The organism is Stenotrophomonas nitritireducens (assembly GCF_001700965.1).
GTDB lineage: Bacteria > Pseudomonadota > Gammaproteobacteria > Xanthomonadales > Xanthomonadaceae > Stenotrophomonas > Stenotrophomonas nitritireducens_A.
This window is the reverse complement of sequence record NZ_CP016756.1, coordinates 2483733-2500429: the sequence shown is the minus strand read 5'-3', so window position 1 is coordinate 2500429 and position 16697 is coordinate 2483733. Positions and strand designations below refer to the sequence as shown.

Genomic DNA, 16697 nt, shown 5'->3' with positions numbered 1-16697 from the left:
GTTGGCTACGGCAATCAATGCTCATGCGCGGCCCCCGCCTTGCCCAGATCGGCCTTGATCACATAGCTCTGCTCGACCACGACCTGCTCGCCAACTCGCAGGCCGTCCTTGATCTCGACCTTGCCCGCATCACGTGCGCCCAGCGTCACCGGCCGCGCGGTATAGGTATCGCCATCGCGCACGAACACGACATCGCGGCCTTCCATGGTCTGCAAGGCCGACAAGGGCACAACCACTGCTGCCGGCTGCATCGCCACGACGATGCGGGCCTTCACTGCGGCACCTGGCCGCCACAGGCCATCGTCATTGCGCACGCTGGCGCGGGCCACGGTGCTCTGGCTTGCAGTGGCGGTGCCTGGCAGCACGCGTTCCAGCGTGGTGCTCTGGCTGACGCCATCGGTCATGCGGGTGACGGTGACCGGTACGCCGGCGGTGATGTGCTGGGTGTCGTTGCCGAAGATATGCAGGTCCACCCACAGCTCGGACAGGTCACCGATCTCGAACAAGGGCGTTCCCTCGCCCGCCACTGCACCCACCTGCGCCTGCCGCGACAACACCACGCCGCTGATTGGTGCACTGACGCTGTAGGTGGTCAGGCTGAGGTTGCTGTCGATGCTGGCCAGGGTCTGGCCGGCGCTGACGCGATCACCCACGTTTGCACGCAGCGCACGGATCGGCCCCGGGAAACGCGCCATCACCTGCGCCACGCGCCCATCCACCGGCGTCAGCAGGCCCTGCACTTCGTGCTCATCGGCGATGGTGCCGGCCTGCGCGGCCGCGCTGCGGATGCCGGATTGTTCAGCCATCGCTGCCTTGATGGTGGTGCTGTCGGCCTCGGCTTCTTCGCCTTCTTCGTGGGCGTGACCGGCGGCCTCAACACCGGCCTTCTCTTCGTCATGGCCGTGATCTGCTTCGACTGCCGTGGTGGCGGCGCCAGCCTCGGGCTTGCTGCCACAACCCACCAACAACAGGCTCATTGCCAGCACGCCGGCAGCTACAACATTCATCGGACGGCTCATCGTGCGTTCTCCACGGCAACGGTTACATCGGTGGCCAACATGCCCTGGCCGGTAAGACGCTGGATTTCGATCAGCGCGGTGTGTGCGGTGATGGCCGCATCCAACTGGCGCTGGCGCGCCTCGATACGCATGGCCTGCAGCTGTGCCCACTCCATGTAACTGGCGGCACCGGCGCGCCATGCACGTTCTGCGGCGCGTTCGGCCTTCTGCAGCTGCGGCAATACATCGGCCTGCATGCGCTGCACTTCCAGGCGTGCGGTGACGTAGCGGCCGTGGGCCTCGGCCAAGGTGGCGTAGAGCTGCTGCTGGCGCGCCTGGCGCTGGTAAGGCAACAGCGCGAGGTCAGCCTCGGCCTCGCGGATTTCCGGTGCGGCACGGCGGGCGCTGCCGAGCGGAATGCTGAAGCCGCCAACCAGCGAGGTGGCGTTGTCAGCGCGGCTGTTGCGCACCCCGGCCTGCCAGCTCCAATCCGGGCGGCTGCGCGTGCGCACCAATTGCAGCTGGGCTTCGCGGATGCGCTGCTCGCCGAGCAGTTCGGCCAGTTCGGGTGCGCGTTTCAGCTCATCATCGAGCTGCGCGAACTCCCGCAGCGCCGGCAATTGCAGGGCATCGCCACTCACCACCGTGAAATCGGCTGAGCGTGCACCCCATAGCGCGGCCAGCGACAGCCGCGCAGTGCGGGCTTGTTCGATAGCGCGGTCACGGTCCAGCTCGGCCTGCGCCAGCATCGCCTGCGCAGTGAACAGCACCGACTCCGGCGAGGCGCCGGCCTGCAGGCGCAGGCGCGCGGCATCGACCGCGCGGCGGCGCTGTTCGATATCGGTATTGGCGATCTGCAGCGCCGATTGCGCCTGTGCTACCGCAAGGTAACGGCGTGCGGTTTCGGCCAGCAGATCGAGCCTGGCGGTGGCACGTTGTGGCGCCAGCGCATCGATATTGGCCTGCGCCAGCATGCGGCGGGCGTCGAGCTTGTCGCCGCGTTCCAGTACGCCGGACAGGCTGACCGTAGCTTCGGCGCCCTGCACGCCGCGGGTATCACCGCTGCCGAGCAGGTTCTCGAGTTCGACACCCAATTGCATGGGCGGACGCAGCAGCGCGGCATCGCGGCGGGCTTCAAGTACGGGGCGCTGCGCATCGATCAGGCGCAGGTCGGGGTGATCAAGTGCAACGCGGACGATGGCGTCGTCCAGCGTCAGCGGCACAGCAGACGCCGGCACCTGCGCATACGCGCGCGGCACCAGCGCAAAGGCGACAACAGCCGCCAGGCGCATCCACATGGGTTTCTCCAGATAGCAGGTAGGACGTGAGGCTCGGCCAGCGGCCGGGACGTCAAACGGCTATCGGGGGGCGGAACAGACTTTCGGTCGGGTGCGAGACCGCTTGCGTTCCCAAGGCCACCACAGCCTGCTGACCCGGCGGCGAGGACAGGATCCAGGCGGGCGTCACGGTCGGCAGCACGCCGCCGTGGCCATGGCAGTCCACGCAATGCACCAGGGCGTGCAGCAGCGCGTTGGCGCTGTCCTCGGCATCCGGGGCCATCGCCAGCTTGGCGTCATCGTGTTCGTGCACATCGGCGCCGATGTCGGTATGCGCCAGCATGTGGATGTCGGTCAGTGCGGCGGCCATCGAGGTACAGAACACGCCAAGGCCAACCAGCGCGAGCATCAGCAGGCGCAACAGGTAAAGGCGGCGGTGGCGCAGGGATTGCAGCATCGGCGCAGGTTAGCCGGTGCTGCTTGGGTTACACAATCGCAGAGCGGGGGCGGTGGTTCAGGTGGGGTGCGGGTAATTGCGTCTTCGGCGCTACCCCTCTCCCCAACCCCTCTCCCGCAAGGGGAGAGGGGCTTGAAGCAAAGCTGCAGTTCCGAGCGGTGCTTCAAACTGCTGGATCAAAGCCCCTCTCCCCTTGCGGGAGAGGGGTTGGGGAGAGGGGTGGCTTTGGCTTGTCGCTTCAGATTTCTGCGAACAGCACCCCTCCCCAGCCCTCCCCTTGGCTGCGCCAAAGGGAGGGGGCACAGCACTTACGGAGGGGGCACAGCACTTATTTCGCCGCTTTGCGCTCGGCGATATACGCGTTGATCTGCTGCTCCAGCACCGGCAGCGGTACCGAGCCCTGCTTGAGCACGGCGTCGTGGAAGCCCTTGATGTCGAACTTGTCGCCCAGTTCCTTCTCGGCCTTTTCGCGCAGCTTGACGATGGTGATCTCGCCCAGCTTGTAGCTCAGTGCCTGGCCCGGCCAGGAGATGTAGCGGTCCACCTCGGTGGTCACTTCATGCTCGCTCAGTGCCGTGTGGTCGCGCAGGTAGGCGATTGCACGGTCGCGATCCCAGCCGTAGTGGTGCACGCCGGTGTCGATCACCAAGCGGCAGGCGCGCCACATTTCATAGGTCAGGCGGCCGAAGTCTTCGTACGGCGTCTGGTAGATGCCCATGTCGATGCCGAGCTTTTCGGTGTACAGGCCCCAGCCTTCGCCATAGGCCGAAATATAGGCGCTGCGGCGGAACTCGGGCTGGCCGGTCTGCTCGGCCGCGAGTGCGCCCTGCAGCGCATGGCCCGGGTCGGACTCATGCAGGGTGAGTGCCGGCAGGTTGTACAGCGGGCGCGCCGGCAGGTTGTACGTATTGAGCCAATAGGTGCTCATGCCGCCACGGCCGGCGGTCCAGAACGGGGCGATATCCGGCGGCACCGGCACGATGGTGAAGCGCGCGCGCGGCAGGGTCATGAACTTGCCGATCACGCCATCCACGCGTTTGGAAATCCACGCCGCGCGCCACAGCAGTTCATCCGGTGTCTTGGCGTAGAACTGCGGGTCGGTGCGCAGGAACTCGAGGAAGTCGGCGAAGCGGGTCTGCTCGCTCTTACCCTTGAAGCCCAGCTTGTCGATGATGGCGTTCATCTGCTGCTGGATGCGGTTGACCTCGGACAGACCCTGCGCGTGGATCTGCTGCGGGCTCATGTCCAGGGTGACGTATTCGCGGATCTGCGCCTGGTAGAACTCCTTGCCGCCGGGCATGGCTTCGGCCGCCAAAGTGGTGCGCGATTGCGGCACGTATTCTTCGCGGTAGAAGGTCAGCAGCTTGCCGAAGGCCGGTACCACGCTGCCGCTGATGGCCTGCCGGGCCTCGGCCTGCAGCTTGGCCTGCTCGGCGGCCGGAATGCTGGAAGGCAGCTTCTTCAGCGGCTCATACAACGGCGACTCGGTCGGGTCCTTCAATTCGGCCACGGTCGAGATGGACACATCGCGGCCTTCCAGCACCGCGCGCGGCACGCTGAAACCCCGCGCCAGCCCGGCGCGCATGTTGACCATCTGCTGGTCGAAGTAACGCGGCACATCGTTCAGGCGCGCGATGTAGTTGCGGTACTCCGTGGCGGTCTTCATCTCGCCCCTGGCCATGAAGCTGAGGTTGGACCAGAACGAGGAATCCGAGTTGAACGGCATCTCGTAGCTGCGCAGCCGCACTTCTTCGGCCAAGCTTTCAACCTGGTATTTGTAGATGGCGTAGTTGACCTGGTTCTCGGCCGACAATTTGGCCGGGTCGATGGCCTTGAGCTGGGCCAGCACCTCGTCCCACACCTTCAGCCGCGCCTGCTGTGCAGCGGCGCTCACATCCGGCAGCCTGGTGCTGTTGGCCGAGGCATCGCTGTCCTCGCTGGCTTCACCGCCGCCGGTCTGGCGCCAGGCCCATTCCTTCTCGTAGATCGCCTTGAACTGATCATCGAGGCTTTGCGTGGCCAACGTGGCCGGGGCCGACGCTGTGGCGGCAAAGGCAGGGGTGGCACTCAGGCCAAGGGTGAGCAGCAGCGCAACGGTCAACGGCGATTTCACGATCGGTATTCCCCAGGTGATTCATTCACCCCGATCATCGCATTGAAGCCGCCGCCCGACCTAGACGGATTCGGGCGGCAAACCGCCGGATTTGGGCACAGTCGCCCGCTCAGTGACCGGCCTTGTCACGTTGCCAGCCACGGTGCTTGATATCCAGGCGCAGGCTGTACAAGGCGGTGAATGCCGGGAACAGGTTCTGCACCACGCCCACCGCATCCTGCTTGGACGAGAACAGGAAGTAGCTCAGCGTCATCAGGCTGCCCAACACGCTCATGTACCAGAACAGGCGCGGGATCACCGGCTTGCCCGCGCGCCGTGAGGCCACGAACTGCACCAGCCAGCGGCCGCCGAACATCAACGCGCCGGTCAGGCCGATCAGCTTCCACGGCGACATGTGCAGGCCGGTCCACTCCAGCCACACCAGCGGTTGGTTCATGAACTCCATGCTCAGACCTCTTCCACAGCCGTGCGCTTGGAACGGGTGATCAGCCAGGCCACGCCGCGCAGATCACGGATGCCGACCAGCGCGCGGCCCAGGTTGTTGTACTTGGACACGCCGGCGGTGCGGTGGCGGTGGTTGACCGGCACGCTCACCGTCTTCCAGCCGGCGCGCTGCATCAGCGCCGGCAGGTAACGGTGCATGTGGTCGAAGTACGGCAGGTCGAGAAACGCGGCGCGCTCGAACAGCTTGATGCCGCAGCCGGTATCCGGAGTGTCATCGCGCAGCATGCGCGCGCGGATGGCATTGGCCCATTTGCTGGCCCAACGCTTGCTGCCCGAATCCTGGCGATTGACGCGCCAGCCGGCAAACAGCTTGACCTGCGCCTCGGCGCCGCCGCGTGCGGCCAGCAGCTTGGGAATATCGGCCGGGTCGTTCTGGCCATCACCATCGAGGGTGGCGATCCACGGCGCGCGCGCGGCCTTGACGCCGGTGCGCACTGCGGTGCTCTGGCCGCTCTGGCTGACATGGTGCAGCACCCGCAGTTCCGGGTTGGCGGTCTTCAGCGCCTGCAGTACCTGCAGGCTGTCGTCCTTGGAATTGTCGTCGACATAGACGATCTCGAAATCGACCAGGCCGCGCAGGGCGGCAGTGATTTCGTTGACCAGCGGGGTGACGTTGTCACGTTCGTTGAAGACCGGAACAACCACTGAAAGGCTGGGTTGGTTCATTGCTGGTTCCGCAGGTTGTGCATTTGAAGAAAGGTCACGCATTTTCCAAACCTCAACTTAGCGGAAGGTGAGTCAGGCGCGCGACCCGAAGTAACTGCGACACCACTCCACCACCGGCGGCAGGCCCAGTTCGATCGGCGTGTTCGGCGCATAGCCGAAGGCCGCCTGTGCGCGCGAGGTATCGGCCATGGTTTCCACCATGTCGCCCGGCTGCATCGGCTTGTAGACCTTGTGCGCTGGGTGCCCCGCGGCGGCGGCGATCACGTCGATGAAATGTTCCAGCTCCACCGGGGTGTGGTTGCCCAGGTTGAACACCTGGTGAGGTGTGGCCTGGGCGGAGGGATGCGACAGCGCCCCGAGGATACCGGCGACGATGTCGGAAACATGTGTGAAGTCGCGCCGCATATGGCCGTCGTTGAACACATCGATGCTGCGCCCGGCCAGCACCGCGCGCGAGAACAGCAGCGGCGCCATGTCCGGCCGGCCCCAGGGGCCGTAGACGGTGAAGAAGCGCAGGCCGGTGGCCTTCAGGCCGTATAGCTGGGCGTAGGTATAGGCCATCAACTCGTTGGCGGCCTTGGTGGCGGCGTACAGCGAGCGCGGCTGATCCACACGCTGGTCTTCGGAGAACGGCGGCGTGGCCGAGTTGCCATAGACCGAACTGCTGGAGGCATACACCAGGTGCTGTACGCCACGGTGCCGGCACAGCTCCAGCATGTTGACGAAGCCGACCAGGTTGCTTTCGACGTAGGCGTGCGGGTTTTCCAGCGAATAGCGCACGCCGGCCTGGGCGGCCAGGTGGATCACCCGGGTCGGCTGGACTTCGTCGAACAATGCAGCCAGGCCGTCGCGGTCGGTGAGGTCCAGCGCGCGGATGTCCAGCTGCGGGCACAGCGCCGCAACGCGGTCACGCTTGAGCTGCGGGTCGTAGTAGTCGTTGTAGTTGTCCAGCCCGACCACACGCTCGCCGCGTGCGGCCAGTGCCTGGCAGGTGTAGGCGCCGATGAAGCCGGCGGCGCCGGTGACAAGAATGGTCATGCAGAAATTCCAGGCAGGTATTCACGGGCCGGATTGTGCCGGCCCGGTTCGATGACATCGCCGATGTCGTGGTCACTCAGCAGGTCGATCAACGCATCGGCACCTTCGCGCAGCTTCAAGGCCATCTCCTGCGGGTACAGCGGCACCACGGAAAGGAATTCGATGCTGGTGTCGTCATCGACCACCAGGGTGTCGAAATCCTCCGGTGCCGACAGCGCCAGCAGCAGAATCGCACCATCGAACGCCACGCGGGGCGCGTACGGTTGCGCCGGATCGCCATTGGGCACGGTATGGGTCAAGCCCAGCCAGGTGTTGTGCCTGTGCGGCAGCCGCGCCAGCGTCTTGAGCAGGCGGATGGGCCAGTAATTGCGCTCGTCCTGCAGCTGGGCATGCTCCAGCGGCCAGTGGCCCGGCAGGGTCAGCATCAGCTCCAGAAAGGGCGAGGCGTCCACATCATCGGGCAGCTGCATCGGCAGCGCGCTCATGCCGCAGGTGACCAGACGGGTATTCGGGCAGTCCGCGCCCGGCGGCACCACCAGCACATCCACCTGCACGGTATCGGCGACGATCTCGTGCAGCACATTCGAAACCGGCCCGAGATGGTGCTCGACATGCGCGCTGATCGCATCGGCATGGGCATGCCCACGCGCGGGCGCGAAGTCGCTGCCCTGCGCATGGCTGAGGATGCGGCTGCCGCCCGGGCTGATCTGTTCGCTTACCTTGCCCATGCACTGCTCCGGTTGGTGGCCACGAGCATCGCCCCTGCCTCACCACATGGTGAGCGGCGCTTCCTTGGCCAGGGTTTCCTTGCGTTCCTTGCTGTACGCCCACCATGGCTGCGGCGCTTCGCCGCCCATGAAACGCAGCACCGACAGGAACACGTCGATCACGCACGGATCATGCACCACGCCGGTCTTCAGACACAGCTGCGCGTACATATCGTAGGCATCACGCCCGCGCAGATGCGCGGGGACTCGGATTCCGATCAGACGGAGATCCTTTTCACAGGCCGGCCCGACATTCGGCAGGTCGGTCAGACGCAATAGATGATTGCGGTCGACCTTGGTGGGGTTCATTGCCTTGCGTTCACCTCGTTGGGGAAGAACTGCATCAGCCGTTCTGGCGGACGCGCAGACGCTCCAGCACGCCGTCCAGCGTGTCCAGATCGGTGTAATGGATGACCAGCTTGCCCTTGCCGCCGCGGCCGTGGCTGATCGCCACCTTGGCGCCCAGCGATTCGGACAGCTCGGTTTCCAGCGATGCGATATCGGCCTGCGGCGCGCTCGGCGACGGCTTGGCCTTGCGCGCGCCCGGCACCTTGCCGGCGGCAAACTGCTGCGCGCGGTGTTCCACTTCACGCACCGACCAGCCCTGCTCGGCGGCCTCTTCGGCCAGCTTGGTGGCCAGTTCCGGCGCCAGCGTCAGCAGCGCGCGGGCATGGCCCATTTCCAGCCGGCGGGTTTCCAGCAGCACGCGCACGCCGATCGGCAGATCGATCAGGCGCAGCAGGTTGGACACCGAGGCGCGCGAGCGGCCAACCGCCTGCGCCGCTTCGGCGTGGGTCAACGAGAACTCGCTGACCAGCCGCGCCAGCGCTTCGGCTTCTTCCAGCGGATTGAGGTCTTCGCGCTGGATGTTCTCGATCAGCGCCATCGCGATGACGGTGCGGTCTTCCAGCTCGCGCACCACGGCCGGCACTTCGTCCAGCCCGGCCAGGCGCGAGGCGCGCCAGCGGCGTTCACCGGCGATGATTTCGTAGCGGCCGCCTTCGATCTGGCGCACCAGGATGGGCTGGATGATGCCCTGTGCCTTGATCGACTCGGCCAGTTCGGCCAGCTTGCCTTCGTCCATGTCGCGACGCGGCTGGTACTTGCCCGGCTGCAGCTGGTCGATGGGCAGCTTGCGCAGCACTTCGCCCGGTTGCGGCTCGGAAACCGCAGCGACGGTGACCGGGGTTACTGCGCCCTTGGGGCCCAGCAATGCATCAAGACCACGGCCAAGACCGCGCTTTTTCGCCGCACTCATCAGACAGCCTCCACGGCCCGGGAGGGCTGCTTGCTTTCATTGTTGCGGCGGATGATCTCGCCGGCCAGGCCCAGGTAGGCCACGCCACCGCGCGAGGCGCGGTCGTAGCCGACGATGCTCTGGCCATGGCTGGGCGCCTCGGCCAGGCGCACATTGCGCGGCACGATGGTGCGGAACACGCGGTCGCCAAAGTATTCGGTCAGCTGCGCCGACACCGCATTGGCCAGGTTGTTGCGCACGTCGAACATGGTGCGCAGCACGCCTTCGATTTCCAGCGCCGGGTTGAGGTTGATCTTCAGCGCGTCGATGGTCTCGACCAGCGCGCTCAGGCCTTCCAGCGCGTAGTACTCGCACTGCATCGGCACGATCACCGAATCGGCGGCGGCCAGCGCATTGAGGGTCAGCAGCGACAGCGCCGGCGGGCAGTCGATAAGGATGTAGTCGTATTCATCGCGGATGGGCGCCAGCGCGCGCTTGAGCCGCTGCTCGCGCTCGCTCTGGTCCATCAGCTGGATCTCGGCGGCGGTCAGGTCAATGTTGCCTGGCAGCAGGTCGAAGCCCTCGGGCGTGGTGACACGCACCTCGGCTGCAGTGTTCTCGCCCAGCAGCAGGTCACAGGTGGACGCTGCCACTTCTCGTTTGTCCACGCCACTGCCCATGGTCGCGTTGCCCTGCGAGTCCAGGTCGACCAGCAGCACACGTTTGGGTGCGGCGGCAAGGGAAGCAGCCAGATTGACAGCCGTCGTGGTCTTGCCGACGCCGCCTTTCTGGTTGGCGATGGCGATGATGCGAGCCATGCAGGAGAGCCTCGTTGGCGAAGTTGGACTGGTCATTATGGGGGTAGCGGCGCGCAGGCGGAAATCGGTTTCCGGGCAACAGGCGGCTTTGGGCCGGGAAGTCGCCCTGATTTGCTCCGCTTTTGCGGCTGCCCCCTCCCTTTGGCCAAGCCAAGGAGAGGGTTGGGGAGGGGTGGCTTTTGGCTTTGGCTGGTAAAGCCCCTGCCGAGCATGGCTCGGCACTACCCGCCCCGCTCTTGCTCAAAGCCCCTCTCCCGCTTGCGGGAGAGGGGTTGGGGTGAGGGCAGCTTTGGCCGGTAAAGCCCCTGCCGAGCATGGCTCGGCACTACCGTTTTAGCCCCTCTCCCTTTGGGAGAGGGGTTGGGGTGAGGGCAGCTTTGGCTGGTAAAGCCCCTTGCCGAGCATGGCTCGGCACTACGCCCCCGCCTGCTTACTTGCGCTCCACAACCACCAGATGGCGGTCGCCGACCAGGCCTGGCACCTGCAGCGGGCGCACTTCCAGTACCTGCCAGCCGGGCGGCAGCTGGGCGATCTCTTCGTGCGGGTAGACGCCCTTCATCGCCAGCAGCTGGCCGCCGGGGCGCAGCAGGTGGCCGCCGACCTCGATGATGCCAGCCAACGTGTCCATGGCGCGGGCGGTGAGGTTGTCATAGGCGCCCGGCTCGTCCAGCGCCTCGGCACGGGATTCGGCCACGCGGGCATTGCCCAGGCCAAGCTGGCGCACGGCCTCACGCATGAAGCGGGCCTTCTTGCCATTGCTTTCGACCAGGGTGACCTGCAACTGCGGATGGGTGATGGCCAGCGGGATGCCCGGCAAGCCGGGGCCGGTGCCCAGATCGGCCAGGCTGCCGCTGCTGACATGCTCGGCCATGGCCAGAGAATCGAGTAGATGGCGGGTGACCATTTCGCGCGGGTCGCGGATGGCGGTGAGATTGTAGGTGCGATTCCAGCGCACCAGCAGGGTCAGGTAGGCCAACAGGGGCTGGGCCAAGGCGGCATCCAGGCCCATGGCCTTCAGGCCGTGGTCGAGGTCGCTGGCGACTTCGCGCGGGAGAGTGGTGTCATTCATGGCGGGGATTATCGCAAAGAGCCAGGAACTAGGGCGCAGGAACGAGGAACGAGAAGGAGCAAGGTCAGACGCAGCGCCTTCTCTGGTTACTGGTTCCTGCTCACTCGTTCCTGCTCACAAGGGGTACCACGCCAGTGCGGCGCGGAAATCCTCGGTCGCCTGCCACTCGTGCAGGTGCCAGCGGGCGGCATCGCCCAGGCCCGGATCGCACCACACCAGCTGCAGTACGCCGTCCGCATCCGGCGCAAAACGCAGCTTCTCCAGCCCGAACGAGATACCGTGCCCGTGCGCCTTGAGCAGCGCTTCCTTGGCGCACCACACACGGAAAAACCAGTGCTCGCAGCCAGCGTCATCCAACCCTTGCAGCCACGCAATCTCATCAGGGTGGAAGAACCGCCGGATCACCTCGCGCATCTGCCGGCGCGGGCGCTGCCGTTCCAAGTCCACGCCCAGCCGCGCACCCTCGCCCAACGCGACCAGCAGATGGCCGCCGCTATGGCTCCAGCCGGTGCCGTAATGCGCCAGCTCACCAATCAACCAAGGGCGACTGCGCTCATCGCGGGTCAGCGGCAAGGCCTGCGGCGTGGTGCCGAAGACGCCGGCCAGCAGCTCACGCGCCTGCGGCTCACCACGGGCGCCGGCGGTGTGCGGCAGCAGCCAGACCTCGACCGGACCAAACCGCCAGTTGCGATCCGCCTGGCTCATGCTTCACACGCTCTATCACAGACAAACACGTTCTTAACGCCATTGCGGGTTGACTGTCGCCACCGCACCTTACGGGGTGCATTTTGGCAGGGAGGTTCGCGCATGGGCATCATCATCTGGCTGATTGTTGGTGGCGTCGTGGGTTGGCTGGCCAGCATCATCATGCGCCGCGATGCGCAGCAGGGCATCATCCTGAACATCGTGGTGGGCATCATCGGGGCCTTGATTGCCGGCTTCTTCTTCAGCGGCGGCAGCATCAATGGCGCAATCACCGTGCGCTCCTTCCTGTTGTCACTAGTTGGCGCGGTGGTATTGCTGGCAATCGTCAATCTGTTTACCCGCAAAAGCGTGCGTTAAACGCTCTGGCGCCGGTTCGACCCTGGCCCGGCTGGCAACAGCCGGGCCTTGTTGTTTCAACCCTGCGCCAGCTGCACCCAGGCCGGGGCGTGATCGCTGGGGCGTTCCCAGGTACGCGGCTCACGGTCGATGCCGGAAGCCGCAGCACGCGGCTTGAGCGCGTCGGATACCAGGGTCAGGTCGATGCGCAGGCCCAGATCACGACGGAAACCGGCAGCGCGGTAATCCCACCAGCTGAAGATGCCGGCGGCATCATTGTGCAGGCGGAAAGCATCGTGCAGGCCCAGATCCAGCAGCTTCTGCAGCGCGCCACGCTCGGCGGTGGAAGTCAGGATGTGGTCACCGTTCCACACTGCCGGGTCGTAGACATCGCGGTCATCCGGGGCGATGTTGAAATCACCCATCACCACCAGCTGCGGATGCTTCTGCAGTTCGGCCGCCACCCAGGCGTGCACCGCGTCCAGCCAGCGCAGCTTGTAGGCGTACTTGTCGGTGCCCACGTCCTGGCCGTTGACCACGTACAGATTGATGATGCGCACGCCATTGACGGTGCCGGCGATCACCCGCTTCTGCTCGTCCTCGAAACCGGGGATGCCGATCTGCACGTCTTCGATCGGATGGCGCGACAACAGCGCCACGCCGTTATAGGTCTTCTGCCCAGCGAACACGTTGCGGTAGCCCAGCTCCAGCAGGCGCGTGTCGGGGAACTTGTGGTCCTCGAGCTTGGTTTCCTGGATGCCGACCACGTCGGGGGCAAAGTCGGCCAGCCACTGTTCCAGATGCGGCAAGCGGACGTTGAGCGAATTGACGTTCCACGAAGCGATTTTCATGAGGGGATTCTAGCCGGGGCTGGGGACAAAGGCCCCTCCCAAGCTGAAGACCGCAGCAATCAGCCCCCTCCCTTTGGCCGCAGGCCAAGGGGAGGGTTGGGGAGGGGTGCTTTGGCTTTGAAGCAACAGCACGAGCAAGATCAAAAGCGCCCCCACCCGCCCTTCGGGCACCCTCCCCCGCAGGCGGGAGAGGGGACGGCGCCTACCAAAAACGCACACTTTCCCTGTATACGCTGGCGTGGTTGGCTGGCTGCGGCGCCAGCTAACGCATACCATGCAGGTCTGTGCTCCAGGGGGGAGCCCCGGAGACAAATGGATGTCCGCAAACCAGGGTAATTTCTCCTTCCTCGGCCAACACGATCCGGTCCTGTTGCGGCTGGCGACAACCGCCGAGCAGGTTTTCGCGTCCGACCCCAACACCACCCTCATCAAGCTGCGCCAGCTCGGCGAAGCGTTGGCCCAAGCGTTAGCATCACAAGCTGGCCTCAAATTTGATGCCCAGACGACTCAACTGGACCTGATCCAGCTACTCAGCCGGCATCTGGATCTGGATCCGGGCATCCGCAACCTGTTCCATACCCTACGAGTCGAAGGCAATCGCGCCACCCATGGCTTTTCCACCCAGCACCGTGAAGCCATGGACGGGCTGCGTGTCGCCCGCGAGCTGAGCGTCTGGTACCACCGTGCCTCCGGCAAAGCCGACAGCACGTTCCGGCCTGGCGCGTTCACTGCCCCGGCCGACCCAAGTGCCGCGCTGCGTGCATTGCACGGCCAGATCGACACCTTGGAGCAGGAACTCCGTCAGCGTGATACCGCCCTGGAAGGTAGCCGCAAACTGAGTGAACTCCGCGCTCAAGAGAGCGAGCAGAGCATGGCTTTGGCAGAAGCCATGGATGAGGAGGCCCGTGCGCTGAAGGCCCAGCTGGATGAACGCCAGGTGCAGTTCGAGCAGGAACGCATCCAATTCCACGCACAGCTGCACGCCCTGCAACAGGCCAGCAGCGCCGACCAACAGCAAACCAGCGCACTAGCCAAACGCAGCCGCCAGGCCGCCGCCGCGTTCGACCCGGATGAGGAGCTCACCCGCATCCTGATTGACCAGCAATTGCGCGATGCAGGCTGGGAGGCAGATTCGCTGCAGCTGACCTGGAGCAAAGGCACCCGCCCCGAGAAGGGCCGCTGCATGGCAATTGCCGAGTGGCCTACCCGCAGCGCCAAAGCTTGCGCCGACTACGTATTGTTTGATGGCTTGATGCCGGTAGCCATCGTCGAAGCCAAGCGCCGGCGGGTGAATATTGCCGGCTGCATCGATCAAGCCGAGCGCTATTCCCGCGAGTTCCCAATTGCCGCGCCCTTGCAACTCGCCGGCATCGGCCCCGCCCATGGCCCTTGGGCTGATGGTCTGGGCACGCAGTTCCAGGTGCCGTTTGCCTATGCCTGTAATGGCCGGCCTTGGATCAAACAGCTGGCCGAGCAATCCGGCATCTGGTTCCGCGACCTGCGCAGCCCTGCCAATCTCAAGCGTCCTTTGCAGCAGTTCCACACCCCTCAAGGCCTGGCCGAGCTGATGTTGCGTGACCGGGAACTGGCAGAGCAGCGCCTGAGCACCGAGCCTTACGGCTACCTCAAGCTCCGCGGTTACCAACAGGACGCCATTGCGGCTGTTGAGAGGGCGTTGGCTGCAGGCCAGCGGCATTGCCTGCTGGCAATGGCCACGGGCACTGGCAAGACCCGCACCACCATTGGCCTGATCTACCGCCTGCTCAAGGCCGAGCGTTTCACCCGCGTCCTGTTCCTGGTCGACCGCACCAGCTTGGGCACGCAGGCGCGCGAGGCCTTCGACGACATGTCCCTGGAGCAGGGCCAGAGCCTGTCACAGATCTACAACGTCAACGATCTGGGCGACATGGCCGCCGAGGCCGAAACCCGCGTGCAGGTCGCCACCGTGCAGGCCATGGTGCGACGCATTTTCCAGTCCGATGCACCGCCACCGATTGATCAGTTCGATTGCATCATCGTCGACGAGGCGCACCGCGGTTACACCCTTGATCAGGAAATGACCGAGGGCGAGCTCTCCCTGCGCGACCACGCCCAATACCTGTCCCAGTATCGGCGTGTGCTGGAGTACTTCGACGCCTGCCGGATCGGCCTCACTGCCACCCCAGCGCGCCAGACCACTGAGATTTTCGGCCGCCCGGTCTATACCTATAGCTACCGCGAAGCCGTAGCCGATGACTGGCTGATCGACCACGAACCACCCATCCGCTTCGAAACCCAGCTCAGCCGCAACGGCATCCATTTCGACAAGGGCGAACTGGTCGAGGTGGTCAACGCGCTGACCGGCGAGGTAGATAGTGCCGAGCTGGACGACGAGCTGTCCTTCGATATCGAATCCTTCAACCGCAGCGTCATCACCGCCGATTTTGACCGGGTCATCTGCCAGGCATTGGCAGATGAGCTGGACCCTCTGGGTGATGAAAAGACCCTGGTGTTCTGCGTCAACCAGGTGCATGCCGTACGTGTATGCAACCTGCTGAACGATGCCTTCCACCAGGTCTATGGCGAGGCGTGGAATCAGGCCGCCGTGCAGGTCATCACCGGCCGCACCGACGATGTGGCCAAGGTAATCCGCCGCTACAAGACCGAACGCCTGCCCAGCGTAGCCATTACTGTCGACCTGCTGACCACCGGCATCGACGTACCCGCCATTACCAACCTGGTATTCATGCGCCGGGTACGCTCGCGCATTCTCTACGAACAGATGAAGGGCCGCGCCACCCGCCGCTGCGATGACATCGGCAAGACCGTGTTCCGCATCTACGACCCGGTACGCCTATACGAAGCCTTGGAACCGGTGGACACCATGCGGCCGCTGGTAAAGGACCCCAATATCAGCGTCGGCCAGTTGTTGCACGAGCTGCAGGATCCGCGCAGCCATCAGCCAGGCTCCAGTCCCGATGCCCCAAGCCATGCCCAGGATGTGCTGGATCAGCTGAGCCAGAAGCTGATGCGCGTCCTGCGCCGCGCCAACCACAAGGCGCAGAACCGCGAGCCGCTACGCAAGCAACTGGAGCAGCTTGAAACCGCCTGGGGCCTTGAGCCGGCCAAACTGCACCAACATCTGCACGCGCTCGGTCCAGAGCAGGCCGCCAGCTTCATCAGCACCCGGTTGCCAGCGTTGGAAGCACAGATCGACGAGCTGCGTGCGCTGCTGGCCAGCGAGCAATACCCCATCATTTCCCACCACACGGACAAGTTGTTGGTGCGCGAGGTGAGTTACGGCGGTAACAACCAGAAGCCGGACGACTACCTGGAAAGCTTCAACGACTTCATCCGCTCCCAGCTCAACCAGTCCGCCGCGCTCGCAGCTGTGGTCAACCGCCCGCGTGACCTCACCCGCGAACAACTACGCGAGGTGCGCCTGCTATTGGACGGCAAAGGTTATAGCGAGGCCCACCTGCACAGCGCCGAACGCCAGCAGTCCAACCGCGACATTGCCGCCGGCATCATCGGCTACATCCGCCGCGCTGCCATCGGCGAGCCCCTGCTGCCTTACGAGCAACGGGTCAACAAGGCGCTGGACCGCATCCTCAGCCGCCGTAACTGGACCCCGGTGCAGCAACGCTGGCTCAAGCGTCTGGCCAACCAGCTGGTCACCGAGGTGGTAATCGACCGCGACAGCATCCAGAGCGCCTGCGCACCGGATGGCGGGGTCAAATTGCTCGATACCGTGTTTGCCGGTGAACTGGACCAACTTATCGACCAGCTCAAAGAGGCGGTATGGGAGCAGGTGGCATAAGCCCCGCGCCGGAGCGAGTGAGCCGAATCCGACCGCTGAAGGCGCTTATTCGGCTCACAATA

The 16697-nt window shown here is 65.0% G+C and carries 16 protein-coding genes; 2 read left to right on the top strand and 14 right to left on the bottom strand.

Annotation, left to right across the window (positions count from 1 at the left end):
- Nucleotides 1-14: 14 nt before the first annotated feature.
- The 13 genes from BCV67_RS10435 to BCV67_RS10375 form a co-directional block, all read right to left on the bottom strand.
- Complete coding sequence (locus BCV67_RS10435; RefSeq protein WP_428999515.1) at nt 15-977, bottom strand: efflux RND transporter periplasmic adaptor subunit; 963 nt, start codon at nt 975-977, stop codon at nt 15-17.
- Nucleotides 978-1015: 38 nt separating this feature from the next.
- A complete protein-coding gene (locus BCV67_RS10430) occupies nt 1016-2296 on the bottom strand; it encodes a TolC family protein (protein WP_062170600.1) in 1281 nt (426 codons plus the stop codon).
- Nucleotides 2297-2348: 52 nt separating this feature from the next.
- Complete coding sequence (locus BCV67_RS10425; RefSeq protein WP_062170602.1) at nt 2349-2732, bottom strand: hypothetical protein; 384 nt, start codon at nt 2730-2732, stop codon at nt 2349-2351.
- A gap of 328 nt (nt 2733-3060) precedes the next feature.
- Nucleotides 3061-4845, bottom strand: a complete 1785-nt coding sequence (locus BCV67_RS10420; protein ID WP_062170604.1) for a DUF885 domain-containing protein — start codon at nt 4843-4845, stop codon at nt 3061-3063.
- A gap of 109 nt (nt 4846-4954) precedes the next feature.
- Entirely contained in the window at nt 4955-5290 is a 336-nt protein-coding gene (locus BCV67_RS10415) for a lipid-A-disaccharide synthase N-terminal domain-containing protein (RefSeq protein ID WP_062170606.1), read from the bottom strand.
- Nucleotides 5291-5292: 2 nt separating this feature from the next.
- On the bottom strand, nt 5293-6015 hold the full coding sequence (locus tag BCV67_RS10410) for a glycosyltransferase family 2 protein (RefSeq protein ID WP_062170609.1): 723 nt from the start codon (nt 6013-6015) through the stop codon (nt 5293-5295).
- Between the two features lie 72 nt (nt 6016-6087).
- Entirely contained in the window at nt 6088-7053 is a 966-nt protein-coding gene (locus tag BCV67_RS10405) for an SDR family NAD(P)-dependent oxidoreductase (protein ID WP_062170611.1), read from the bottom strand.
- Nucleotides 7050-7781 carry a suppressor of fused domain protein gene (locus BCV67_RS10400; RefSeq protein ID WP_062170613.1) on the bottom strand — a complete coding sequence of 244 codons (732 nt, stop codon included), beginning with the start codon at nt 7779-7781 and terminating at the stop codon, nt 7050-7052. The genes BCV67_RS10405 and BCV67_RS10400 overlap by 4 nt, the downstream gene beginning before the upstream one ends.
- A 39-nt stretch (nt 7782-7820) precedes the next feature.
- Nucleotides 7821-8129, bottom strand: coding sequence for a helix-hairpin-helix domain-containing protein (locus tag BCV67_RS10395; protein ID WP_057630770.1), 309 nt, complete (start codon nt 8127-8129; stop codon nt 7821-7823).
- Nucleotides 8130-8163: 34 nt separating this feature from the next.
- Nucleotides 8164-9078, bottom strand: coding sequence for a ParB/RepB/Spo0J family partition protein (locus BCV67_RS10390; RefSeq protein WP_062170615.1), 915 nt, complete (start codon nt 9076-9078; stop codon nt 8164-8166).
- The gene (locus BCV67_RS10385; protein ID WP_062170617.1) at nt 9078-9875 is read right to left on the bottom strand and encodes a ParA family protein; all 798 of its coding nucleotides are present in this window, start codon (nt 9873-9875) and stop codon (nt 9078-9080) included. The genes BCV67_RS10390 and BCV67_RS10385 overlap by 1 nt, the downstream gene beginning before the upstream one ends.
- A 430-nt stretch (nt 9876-10305) precedes the next feature.
- Nucleotides 10306-10944, bottom strand: coding sequence for a 16S rRNA (guanine(527)-N(7))-methyltransferase RsmG (gene rsmG / locus BCV67_RS10380; RefSeq protein ID WP_062170621.1), 639 nt, complete (start codon nt 10942-10944; stop codon nt 10306-10308).
- A gap of 114 nt (nt 10945-11058) precedes the next feature.
- Nucleotides 11059-11649, bottom strand: coding sequence for a 4'-phosphopantetheinyl transferase family protein (locus tag BCV67_RS10375; RefSeq protein WP_062170623.1), 591 nt, complete (start codon nt 11647-11649; stop codon nt 11059-11061).
- Nucleotides 11650-11751: 102 nt separating this feature from the next.
- Here BCV67_RS10375 and BCV67_RS10370 point away from each other — a divergent pair, with 102 nt between their 5' ends.
- Nucleotides 11752-12006, top strand: coding sequence for a GlsB/YeaQ/YmgE family stress response membrane protein (locus tag BCV67_RS10370; protein ID WP_062170625.1), 255 nt, complete (start codon nt 11752-11754; stop codon nt 12004-12006).
- Nucleotides 12007-12062: 56 nt separating this feature from the next.
- On the opposite strand, the gene xth is transcribed toward BCV67_RS10370, so the two are convergent.
- Entirely contained in the window at nt 12063-12836 is a 774-nt protein-coding gene (gene xth / locus BCV67_RS10365; protein ID WP_062170627.1) for an exodeoxyribonuclease III, read from the bottom strand.
- A 316-nt stretch (nt 12837-13152) separates the two neighbouring features.
- Here xth and hsdR point away from each other — a divergent pair, with 316 nt between their 5' ends.
- Complete coding sequence (gene hsdR / locus BCV67_RS10360; RefSeq protein ID WP_062170629.1) at nt 13153-16635, top strand: type I restriction-modification system endonuclease; 3483 nt, start codon at nt 13153-13155, stop codon at nt 16633-16635.
- Nucleotides 16636-16697: the final 62 nt, after the last annotated feature.